The sequence below is a fragment of the Alkalinema pantanalense CENA528 genome (assembly GCF_050753345.1).
Classification (GTDB): Bacteria; Cyanobacteriota; Cyanobacteriia; order Leptolyngbyales; family Leptolyngbyaceae; genus Alkalinema; species Alkalinema pantanalense.
On the sequence record NZ_JBLZFX010000139.1, the window covers coordinates 1 to 11,739 of the forward strand.

3 protein-coding genes, 2 tRNA genes and 4 rRNA genes are annotated in these 11,739 nt (G+C 48.9%); all 9 read right to left on the bottom strand.

What is annotated here, in order from left to right:
- A 16S ribosomal RNA gene (locus ACN4EG_RS25715) occupies nt 1-963 on the bottom strand; the annotation flags it as partial.
- 542 nt (nt 964-1,505) lie between these two features.
- Nucleotides 1,506-4,682, bottom strand: a complete 3,177-nt coding sequence (locus tag ACN4EG_RS25720) for a plasmid replication protein, CyRepA1 family (protein WP_431633144.1) — start codon at nt 4,680-4,682, stop codon at nt 1,506-1,508.
- Nucleotides 4,683-6,379: 1,697 nt separating this feature from the next.
- Nucleotides 6,380-6,718: a hypothetical protein gene (locus ACN4EG_RS25725; RefSeq protein WP_431633145.1), complete on the bottom strand. Its 339-nt coding sequence runs from the start codon at nt 6,716-6,718 to the stop codon at nt 6,380-6,382.
- Nucleotides 6,715-7,356: an AAA family ATPase gene (locus ACN4EG_RS25730; protein ID WP_431633146.1), complete on the bottom strand. Its 642-nt coding sequence runs from the start codon at nt 7,354-7,356 to the stop codon at nt 6,715-6,717. The genes ACN4EG_RS25725 and ACN4EG_RS25730 overlap by 4 nt, the downstream gene beginning before the upstream one ends.
- Before the next feature lie 143 nt (nt 7,357-7,499).
- A 5S ribosomal RNA gene (gene rrf / locus ACN4EG_RS25735) occupies nt 7,500-7,617 on the bottom strand.
- Between the two features lie 85 nt (nt 7,618-7,702).
- Nucleotides 7,703-10,588 (bottom strand): 23S ribosomal RNA (locus ACN4EG_RS25740).
- A 203-nt stretch (nt 10,589-10,791) separates the two neighbouring features.
- Nucleotides 10,792-10,864: transfer RNA gene (locus ACN4EG_RS25745), tRNA-Ala, on the bottom strand.
- Nucleotides 10,865-10,900: 36 nt separating this feature from the next.
- Nucleotides 10,901-10,974: transfer RNA gene (locus ACN4EG_RS25750), tRNA-Ile, on the bottom strand.
- Nucleotides 10,975-11,100: 126 nt separating this feature from the next.
- Nucleotides 11,101-11,739: ribosomal RNA gene (locus ACN4EG_RS25755) — 16S ribosomal RNA — on the bottom strand; the annotation flags it as partial.

The following is an 11,739-nucleotide window of genomic DNA, read 5'->3' on the forward strand; positions in this document are numbered from 1 at the left end:
CCTTTCAGCGGGGTTCGCGACATGTCAAGCCCTGGTAAGGTTCTTCGCGTTGCATCGAATTAAACCACATACTCCACCGCTTGTGCGGGCCCCCGTCAATTCCTTTGAGTTTCACACTTGCGTGCGTACTCCCCAGGCGGACAACTTAACGCGTTGGCTACGGCACCGCGCGGGTCGATACGCGCAACACCTAGTTGTCATCGTTTACGGCTAGGACTACAGGGGTATCTAATCCCTTTCGCTCCCCTAGCTTTCGTCCATGAGTGTCAGAATCAGCCCAGTCACGCGCTTTCGCCGCTGGTGTTCTTCCCAATATCTACGCATTTCACCGCTACACTGGGAATTCCCGTGACCCCTACTGACCTCTAGTCTTACAGTTTCCACCGCCGTTATGGAGTTAAGCTCCACGCTTTGACAGCAGACTTGTAAAACCACCTGCGGACGCTTTACGCCCAATAATTCCGGATAACGCTTGCATCCCTCGTATTACCGCGGCTGCTGGCACGAAGTTAGCCGATGCTGATTCATTAGGTACCGTCAGATCTTCTTCCCTAATAAAAGAGGTTTACAACCCAAAAGCCTTCCTCCCTCACGCGGTATTGCTCCGTCAGGCTTTCGCCCATTGCGGAAAATTCCCCACTGCTGCCTCCCGTAGGAGTCTGGGCCGTGTCTCAGTCCCAGTGTGACTGGTCATCCTCTCAGACCAGTTACTGATCGTCGCCTAGGTGAGCCATTACCTCACCTACTAGCTAATCAGACGCGAGCTCATCTTTTGGCAATAAATCTTTCACCCGTAGGCACATCCGGTATTAGCAGTCGTTTCCAACTGTTATCCCCGACCAAAAGGCAGATTCTCACGCGTTACTCACCCGTCCGCCACTAACTCCGAAGAGTCCGTTCGACTTGCATGTGTTAAGCATACCGCCAGCGTTCATCCTGAGCCAGGATCAAACTCTCCATATTAATGAGTTAACACAAGGTCAACTCAGAAGTAATTCGAACCATAACCTGGATTCTTCATCCGGTTGAAATCTTTCGTAGAGAGAGTCTCATAAGACTACTGATCCTACGAAGATTCACTATTTCCTTGACAGGTTTATAGTGCTATACTGGCTTCCAAACTTATTCTTCTGTCCTGGTTCTGAACACAGCTCGGTCAGCTCGCTTCAGCGCTCTGCCTCACTGCGCTTTATTAAGATAGCGCGGTTTTTCAAATTCTGTCAAGCATTTTTATTTTTGAATATTTCGAGGCTTGCATGTAGGACTGAAGTTCCTAATGTGCAGGTGTTTTGCTGTTTATGGGGGCATTCATAGGCCCCTGGTCTTTGCCCTTGTTGTATAGAAGCTACTGGGTCCACTTGAGCCCACTTGTTTTTGAAATTTGCATCTGATTGGACGCAGCAAAACTTGGACAGTTCTCAAAAGTAAGAGCCTGCCATGTTTTCCTCTTGGTGGAAGTTTTTTGTTTTTCTTTGTTTTGAGATGAAAACGGTCAATCTGAAGAATCAGAGGGCAGAATTTGGGTCTGTACCACTGGGTTCTATATCTTGTTGTTTTTCTAGTTCTTTGGCTTGGGGCTCAATGCTTTGCTCCCTTGGAGACTGAAATGCCTCTTTGTTTAGCTCTATAGGACTTTCGTGAGTTGAGAGCATTGATCCATGTTGCGGGGTAAATACCTGTATACCCCCCTCGTGGATCAATGGCTGCTGAGTGGTTGAACCAAGCAGGGTAAGTCTTTCACGATCGGCCAAGCGTCTTGAGAGAATAGCCATTTTCTTGTCGAAGTCAGTTTGATTCAGGGTGTAGAAGGAGAGAACCTTCTTGTCCTGGCGTTGACGGTGTCGTGTAAAGGTAATGCCGATTTGGGTGCAGAGTTGATGCACCAGCTGGGTTATTGAGATTTTGGTGCTGACCCGGTAACCCAAGTAAACTTCCAGGTCTTTGCGGTATTGCAGTAATTTTTCGGCGATCGGTTCGAGATCAGACATGTACCATTTGCCACCAGCGATCGCGTTGTGAATGAAATCTGAGAGTCCAAGGTTGTGGAACACCAGATTTCGGGTTTCAGCGTTGGAGAAATCCCAGGGGGTGAGTGACTGCCCCTGACTGACTTGAGTCTCGATACTTTGGGCCGTGCTGCGGGTGGCGAGTTCGGGGTGTAAGAATTCCTCAAGGCGACGAAGTTCGATCTGGGCCCGTCCATTGCGATCGTTTAGAACATCTTCAAGGGTCAGTTCTTCTGGGGGGATAACATAGAATTCGCAGATTTGGAAGCGCTGAACAGCGAGTCGTTCTTCAGGAGAGAGGGCTTCTCCAGTTTTTTGTTTTTCATCTAGCGCCAGTTTTTCTCCATAGGAGAGGGTGGCCGCCTTCCAAATGGCTTCGGCGTCACGCTGCTTGACAGCGGCGCGCAGCTCCGTCATGAGGTTGCGCATTTCAGAATTAGGGGGAGGCTGGATAATTTCGATCGAATGCCCTGCCATCTTCAGTCGGGTGACTAGTTGAGATCTCAAGTTCACCATAGCGCGGTTTTGGGTCGCACCAAAGTTTGCATATAAGGAGAGATGGGGATTACTGTCCCAGTTGTAGGCTTCCATTTGTTCAACGACAGCTGGAGTTAGGCTCGATCTCGCAATCAAGACTGTGGCCGAGGTTCGTTGCTTTAAATCCCGCTTGAATTGACTTGCTGTCAGCGCCTTGGAGGTTTTGGCGTAACGTAAGCCTTTCTCAACGCACCAAATGCGTCGTTCCACCGGCTGTCGAATGCGGCTGAGTTGTTGCAACATGTCGGTATCGAGCAGACTGACGCCGGTGAAGAGACCATAGACCACTTTAAAAATGTCTTGGACTTCGATCGACACGCCGGTGCTGATGCTAGGGGAGCCGATGAACACTTTGACCCCTTGAGCTACCAGGACTGGAATTTGACCATTTGGGTCACGGAGTAGAGCACGTTCGACGCTGCCGCCGACGGATTCGGAGTGAATGGCAAGGACAGATCCAGAACCTAAGTGAGCCTCCAGGAGTTCCTTTAAGGTTTTGGCTAAACCTTTGGAATCTGTAGCGACCCAAAGCGCTGTGCCTTTTTCTAGTTTTTTTCCGACTGAAACGATATCGGCGATCGCAGCGCAGCGATCGCGGCTGTCGATCATTTTGGTCGGGTACGGCGTAGGACGATGGTGATTAACAAGGATCCAAGCTTTTTCGTTACGAATGGACTCAATCCACTGGATGGTGGCGTCATCAAAGTCAGCATCGGCACAGAGTACCCGTTTAGCGTTGCGAACCAACTTCTCGAAAATCGCCAAAAGGGCGGGTCTGCCACCTTCGTTGTTACAAGTTGAACTTGTTAATAAGGTGCGAGCGACCTGGACGGCTTCATCCAGAACTAAATCACAGCCGATGTAATGTTCGATGCGCTGGGCAAACCAGCCCAATCCTGCGACACAGGCTGTTAGACGGTTGATGTTGGCAATGTGGGCTGTGCTTTTGTCGAAGACATAGCCACCGCCGAAGTCGAGGTCATTACGAAACGTGCCGTCTAGGCGATCGGCGAGGTTTCGCCCCAGGGAAATCAGGTGGGTGAGCGTGATGACTTGGTTTGTGTGACGGGTGGCTAGCGAAAGCAGCTTAGTTTTTTCGGTACCTTTAGGGCTGCGCAGTATCACAATCCCTTCCTGGGGTAGGCAGTTGCTATGGGATCCGATCGTTGTCTGGCTAAATAGTGTGGAGAGTTGAGCGGTGTGGACCGTCTGGGTGGGCTGGCGGGTAAATTCTCGTTCTAGGCGATTTTGCAATAACCAGTGTGGTAACTCGATCGCCTGGTCGTAGGCCATCTCCCAGGCAGCAGCTCCCGCCTGAACGAGTAAGTCGTCAATGCCTTTGCAGAGCCCAAGTTGGCTATCCCACTGGGCCACTTTTACCTGGCAATCCTGTTTTTGTAAGAGTAGACCAAACTTGCTGAGGGCTTTTTGGACTTTGCTTCTAGTGGATCCATTAACATCTTGGTCAAAGGCCAGAGTGACAGACCGATCGGGCACCATGAAGGGTACCAAGTCTGAAATCAGGGTCGGATGCAGCAGTGGTAGTTTTTCACCGCCGATCGTCTCTGTGGTTCGATAGCCGCCATTGATGCCGTAGAGCGCGATCGCGACGTAGCCTTGGCTGAGGAGAGAGAGGGCCTTTTTGCCCCCTTCAGTTAGGACGATCGGGATTTCTGAATTTTGTCGGATCCACTCCCAAAAAGACTGATTTTCTGTGGGTAAGGGGGCTTGATAGCGATCGCAAATGGCTTGCCAAACCGTCTTTGGAATCTTCGGAAAAAATGCCTGTGAGCCTTGTCCTACAGGGGTTTCATATTTCTGAAAAGTGCCCTTTTTAAAGTTTTTTCTCGGGGTAGAAAGTTTAGCTTGCCAACAGGAACCATCCTCATTAAGAAACAAAGCTGCCCATTGATTGGGGTTGGCGTTCAGACCAAATCGGGTGTAGCGCCAGTTGAGGGCATCGTGAATGGGAGTAGCGACATCTCCCACGATGTTTGTAACTAAATCATTAACAACTTCAATGGCCGATTCAAATAGTTGGGGATCAATCCCTGAACCCTCAATAAATTCCTGGCGAAATTGGTTTTCTGGGTGAATTGTGAGCTCTAGAAATGGGCTTTTAACTGACGGCTGGAGCATAGTAGTAGATTTCCTAGACTGTGGGGGAGATGCTTGAAAGTCCTTGATAAGACAGGCTTTTGTGTAATCCAGTCCGTTGGAGTGAGGGGGGACTGATTCGCTTCAAAAGGTAAATGGATGGATCGCCCCGAGATGGCTTGGACTGTAAAAAAACGGGCGAGCGGGGGTTGTCAGTGGCCGAAAATGCCTCATAATATGGGTTGAACGACTCGATCGTGCCGATCGCTAATTTCTGGCTTTTAAGTGTTAGCTTTTGGCTTACAAAAACAGGACTCAATTTTCTAATTGACCTGCAATTGTTTGCTAAATCTTTCAACTGTTGAGTCAGGTTTTTAATTAATGATTGAATGCATTGATGGTGTTGTTCTTCCAGCGTTGGCTTAACTGTTTTAGCTTGCATTAACTTGCATTGACTATTTACGTTATTTCCTTCTCTGGTGCTCAGAAAAGACACCTGTATACCAGGGGTTCTGGAACTGTCTAGTAGAGTTAGTTGCTGTACGGGGCAGGTCATAGAAAATCTCCTTTTACGTAGGTTGTTTTTGGGAGCAGAGGTCAGTGATTAAAATTCACGCACTGAGTTCCATCTGAGTTTTCAAAAAGTCAACGAATAGTTCTTTTTCTTTGCCTCCTTTTAGATAGGTTTGAGCAATTAAACTGCAACTGTTTTGTAAGACAAAAACAATTCAATAAGTGGTTCTTTTTCTTTGCTTCCTTTTAGATAGGGTGAGCAATTAAACTAAAACCTTCCTTTTATTTGGAATGGATTTAGATTGTAGAAAAAAGACTTCTTTCTTATTGGAGAGATTAGTAGGTTCGAACGATAGCAAAAACTTCGTTTTTTTGTTTTGTCTGTTGCCTCCTTTCCTTTTTTGTTTTTGTTGTTTACCTCCTTTTTTCTAGGTATTAAGCAGAAGACCTTTCGTTTTTTGTTTCGTTAATTACCTCCTTTTGTTTTTTGATTGATAAGAACTGATTGGCAGTCAATTCTTATCTTGTTAAGACCGCTAAGTCTTATTCCTGAAGTTGAGTGGCAAGCTCGTCTTCAGAACTACAACTAAATATTGTGGAAACCTCGTTGATGGCTATCTGCGAGGTTTTTGATTTGTTAGGGTGTTTCGTCTAAGCATCTCCTGGTAAACCATTCATAGGCAAAGTCAGAAAGGGCTGCTTGTCCTCCATCGTCCTAGAGGCAAGGCGAGCTGAGGCGGTTGAAAGTCCTCAAGATCATAAATCAGGAACTCGAAAACAAAGCGCAAGCTGAAACTGTTTCCCGCACTTGTTCACGGATACATCGATATGGACGACTCAATTCAGAGAGAGTACCTTGAGGATCCTCAAGTAGTCTTCCCATGGTCTATTTCAAGGTTTCTGACAAAAAACACAGTGTGCAAAATAACTTTGCACACTAAAATCTCATTCCAACCTTAGATAGTAAAGCTGAAGGGGATACGAAGTCTATGCTGGTCAAAAAAATTAAGGGACAGTTAGACTCGAGTTGAATTCTCAAAAACTCATACCGAGAAAAAAACACGATCGTCTGCGCCCTAAAGCTAGCTTCTCACTTCATACAACGCTAACTCTAGCAACAAAAAACTCCGCCCAAGTAATATGAAGACACCCGTACTAAAGTACTGCAATACTTAAATCAGTTAAAATGCAGTTTTGCAGTATTCCAGTAAAGCAGTTATAAAAATCTACTCAACTTGATGAATGACTTTGCCTAACAAATCCCTGATAATTTCTGCTTTTTTCTGGCCTGTCTTTGCTGCAAAAATCGACAATTTTCGATGCATTGATTCAGTCAAATCAACAGTGATACGAACAGTTCCTTCCTTGCGTTTTGTCAGTTGAGTATCAAGCAAATCAAAGCTCTCAGTGTTTGAGCTTTTTGTAGAGGTTGTACGCTTTGACTTCGCTGTTCGTGTTGTCGCAGTCTTTGTTTTTGGCGTTGCCGTTTTAGTTGATTCTTTCGCCTCAAAAACGAACTCTTTTGCCAAAGAATCATTCAATGTTCGTCGAGTTTTTCTCGTCATTTCAGCATCCTCATAATCTCTTTGAACAGTCGATCGAACTCGTTTGCAGACTCTGTAGCCGGTTTTCCTAGTAAGTTCCACACTACTTTACTTTGGCCGAAAGTGTCTGCAATCACCTGCTTTTGATGAATGACTGTCTTGAGAACTGGGATGTTGGTTTTGGTCAGCAGCGCGATCGCCTCGTCCAAGAGTCGCGTTCCCCTGACGGCTCGACTCAGAAAAATGGCCGCATCTGGTTCTCCCCCTCGCACAGATTGAGCCTGCCGAATAATTTTCACTGCATCACTGGCCGACTTCAAGTCAATCCCCGTTGGCTGGCAAGGCACGATCGCCAAATCCGCCCGAAACAAAATGGCCCGACAAGCCTCCGCTAACCCAGCAGGAGCATCCACCACCACATATTCATACTGCTCCGCCAACTGCGGAATCTGATCCAATAGATCGTCCGGTGTCTGCAAAACCTCAAACGGGATGCTCGCCTCCAAGCTCGATAGCCATACTGAAGACGATCGTTGAGCATCCGCATCAATCACCAAAACATTCTTCTTTTTTTTATACGTCAACCAATAAGCCAAGTGAACACTCGTAGTGGACTTCGCACATCCTCCCTTCTGGTTCACAAACGCAATGATAGTCATCGTTATTAGGCACGTTAAAAAGCAAACTGCCGAGCTACATCACCAAAAATACCAAGAAAAACTCATAGACCAAACCACTATCAGACATCCCTCAAACAACAAAGCCCCAAGTCGCTTAGACTTGGGGCTTTACTTTAATAGAACCCTGGCGTCGAGTTATTTTAGCGGGTTGCTACCAACCAACTATCGTCACCGCAGGTGCGTTTCACCACTCAGTTCGGGATGGGATGAGCGTGGGTCCACACCGCCATAGACACCAGGAAACTTATGGGGTCTGTGGTCTTTCACAGAGCCCAGAAGGCTGCATAGAGAAAATGTAGAGTTAAGTATTGACACATAATTAGTAGAGGTCAAGCCCTCGGTCTATTAGTACTGCTCGACTGCATCCATTACTGGACTTCCATCTACAGCCTATCAACGGGTGGTCTACCCGAGACCTTACTGGGTTAACCCCATGGGAGTACTCATCTTGAGGTGGGCTTCCCACTTAGATGCTTTCAGCGGTTATCCACTCCGCACATGGCTACCCTGCGTTTACCGTTGGCACGATAACAGGTACACCAGCGGTGCGTCCTTCCCGGTCCTCTCGTACTAAGGAAGGCTCCTCTCAATACTCCTACGCCTGCACCGGATATGGACCGAACTGTCTCACGACGTTCTGAACCCAGCTCACGTACCGCTTTAATGGGCGAACAGCCCAACCCTTGGGACGTACTACCGCCCCAGGTTGCGATGAGCCGACATCGAGGTGCCAAACCTCCCCGTCGATGTGAACTCTTGGGGGAGATCAGCCTGTTATCCCTAGAGTAACTTTTATCCGTTTAGCGACGGCCCTTCCACTCAGTGCCGTCGGATCACTAAGGCCGACTTTCGTCCCTGTTTGACATGTACGTCTCACAGTCAAGCTCTCTTATGCCTTTACACTCAACGGCTGATTTCCAACCAGCCTGAGAGAACCTTTGCGCGCCTCCGTTACCATTTAGGAGGCGACCGCCCCAGTCAAACTGCCCACCTGATACTGTTCCCTTCCCGGATAACGGGCAAGGGTTAGAATTCTAGCTTCACCAGAGTGGTATCTCACCGATGGCTCCACATTCCCCACAAGGAATATCTCATAGCCTCCCACCTATTCTGCGCAAGCAAAGCCCGAACCCAATACCAAGCTACAGTAAAGCTTCATAGGGTCTTTCTGTCCAGGTGCAGGTAGTCCGTATCTTCACAGACAATCCTATTTCGCCGAGCCTCTCTCCGAGACAGCTCCCAGATCGTTACGCCTTTCGTGCGGGTCGGAACTTACCCGACAAGGAATTTCGCTACCTTAGGACCGTTATAGTTACGGCCGCCGTTCACCGGGGCTTCGGTCGCCAGCTTCAGCTTGCGCCTGACCGACTTCCTTAACCTTCCGGCACTGGGCAGGCGTCAGCCCCCATACATCGTCTTGCGACTTAGCGGAGACCTGTGTTTTTGGTAAACAGTCGCCTGGGACTCTTCACTGCGACCCACTTGCGTGGGCACCCCTTCTCCCGAAGTTACGGGGCCATTTTGCCGAGTTCCTTAGAGAGAGTTATCTCGCGCCCTTTAGTATTCTCAACCATCCCACCTGTGTCGGTTTAGGGTACGGGTGACTTTGGATTAACGTGTTTAGAGCTTTTCTTGGAAGCCTGACATCACACACTTCGGCACCGTAGTGCCTCGTACTCACGTCTCAGCTCGGAACGTTTTCGCCGTTCCTCAAAGCCTCGAGCGCTTGAACCGGTAACCAACATCCGGATGCGTTAGCCTACTCCGTCCCTCTGCACAATCCAAAATCGAGTACTGGAATATTAACCAGTTATCCATCGACTACGCGTTTCCGCCTCGCCTTAGGACCCGACTAACCCTCCGCGGACGAGCCTTCCGGAGGAACCCTTAGGATTTCAGGGCATTGGATTCTCACCAATGTTTGCGCTACTCAAGCCGACATTCTCACTTCTGCTTCGTCCACCGCTGCTTGCCGCTACGGCTTCACACTACAACAGAACGCTCCCCTACCGATTTATCGATAGACAAATCCCACAGCTTCGGTACACGGTTTAGCCCCGTTCATTTTCGGCGCAGGAACGCTTGACCAGTGAGCTATTACGCACTCTTTTAAGGATGGCTGCTTCTAGGCAAACCTCCTGGTTGTCTCTGCATTCCCACCTCCTTTATCACTGAACCGTGATTTGGGGACCTTAGCTGGTGGTCTGGGCTGTTTCCCTCTTGACGATGAAGCTTATCCCCCACCGTCTCACTGGCAATGTGTGCACGAGGTATTCAGAGTTTGACTCGATTTGGTACCGGTCTCCCAGCCCGCACCGAATCAGTGCTTTACCCCCTCGCTATAATCATTACCGCTGCGCCTAAACACATTTCGGGGAGAACCAGCTAGCTCCCGGTTCGATTGGCATTTCACCCCTAACCACAGCTCATCCGCCGATTTTTCAACATCGGTCGGTTCGGACCTCCACGTGGTGTTACCCAAGCTTCATCCTGGCCATGGTTAGATCACCGGGGTTCGGGTCTATAAACACTGACTAACGCCCTATTCAGACTCGCTTTCGCTTTGACTTCGACATTCCCGTCTTAATCTGCCAGTGCCTATAAGTCGCCGGCTCATTCTTCAACAGGCACACCGTCACCCGTTTTAATCGGGCTCCGATTGCTTGTAAGCTAATGGTTTCATGTTCTATTTCACTCCCCTCCCGGGGTTCTTTTCACCTTTCCCTCGCGGTACTGGTTCACTATCGGTCACACAGACGTATTTAGCCTTACGAGGTGGTCCTCGCTGATTCACCCGGAATTCCACGTGCTCCAGGCTACTCGGGATGCAGCTAGTATCTTTAAGCTTTCGACTACAGGACTTTCACCTTCTCTGGTGCACCTTTCAAGTGCTTCGTCTAGCCGCTAGAGTCCATATCGCTGTCCCACGACCCCAGAGAGCATGCTCTCTGGTTTAGGCTGTTCCCCCTTCGCTCGCCGCTACTAAGGGAATCACGTTTGTTTTCTTTTCCTCCAGCTACTAAGATGTTTCAATTCGCTGGGTTAGCTCTTTCTGCCCTATGGATTCAGGCAGTAGTATTAAGGGTTGCCCCATTCGGAAATCCACGGATCAAAGCTTGCTTCCAACTCCCCGTGGCATATCGCCGGTAACCGCGTCCTTCATCGCCGCTGTGTGCCTAGGTATCCACCATTAGCCCTTTGTAGCTTGACCACAATTACTAATCATTGGTGTCTATGAAGGAATTACTTGTGCTGATCGCATAAAGTAATTCTTTCTACCTGACTCTTTCTCTATGCAGTTTTCTAGGTTCTGACTGGATAACAAATCCAGCAGACTGATTGCTAAACAGATTAAATCTGTCAACAATAAAGTTGCTAAATTGTTAACACTTTTAGAGTGAATAAATCACTCAGTGGAGGTTAGCGGACTCGAACCGCTGACATCCTGCTTGCAAAGCAGGCGCTCTACCAACTGAGCTAAACCCCCTCACAAACAATCTCTACATAAGTAAAGATTGAAAGGTGGGCCATCCTGGACTCGAACCAGGGACCTCACCCTTATCAGGGGTGCGCTCTAACCACCTGAGCTAATAGCCCATACTGGTTGAAAAACCAGACCAGACAGTTTGGAAACCAACACTATATTCCTGACCGACCTTGAGATGACCTGCTTCTTTTTTACTTGTCCTAGGACTTTCAAAAGGAAGGGGTAAGGTCTCCCTAAAAGGAGGTGATCCAGCCACACCTTCCGGTACGGCTACCTTGTTACGACTTCACCCCAGTCATCAGCCCTGCCTTAGGCGCCCTCCTCCGCGAACGGTTAGAGTAACGACTTCGGGCGTGGCCAACTCCCATGGTGTGACGGGCGGTGTGTACAAGGCCCGGGAACGTATTCACCGCAGTATGCTGACCTGCGATTACTAGCGATTCCGCCTTCATGCAGGCGAGTTGCAGCCTGCAATCTGAACTGAGCCACGGTTTATGAGATTAGCGCACCATCGCTGGCTGGCTGCTCTTTGTCCGTAGCATTGTAGTACGTGTGTAGCCCAGGGCGTAAGGGGCATGCTGACTTGACGTCATCCACACCTTCCTCCGGTTTGTCACCGGCAGTCTTCCCAGAGTGCCCAACTAAATGCTGGCAACTAAGAACGTGGGTTGCGCTCGTTGCGGGACTTAACCCAACATCTCACGACACGAGCTGACGACAGCCATGCACCACCTGTGTTCGCGCTCCCGAAGGCACCCCCACCTTTCAGCGGGGTTCGCGACATGTCAAGCCCTGGTAAGGTTCTTCGCGTTGCATCGAATTAAACCACATACTCCACCGCTTGTGCGGGCCCCCGTCAATTCCTTTGAGTTTCA

What these genes read in the sequence shown, in the direction of transcription:
- ACN4EG_RS25725 (WP_431633145.1), bottom strand. Translation starts at nt 6,718, where the DNA reads ATGACGAGAAAAACTCGACGAACATTGAATGATTCTTTGGCAAAAGAG.
- ACN4EG_RS25720 (WP_431633144.1), bottom strand. Translation starts at nt 4,682, where the DNA reads ATGCTCCAGCCGTCAGTTAAAAGCCCATTTCTAGAGCTCACAATTCAC.
- ACN4EG_RS25730 (WP_431633146.1), bottom strand. Translation starts at nt 7,356, where the DNA reads ATGACTATCATTGCGTTTGTGAACCAGAAGGGAGGATGTGCGAAGTCC.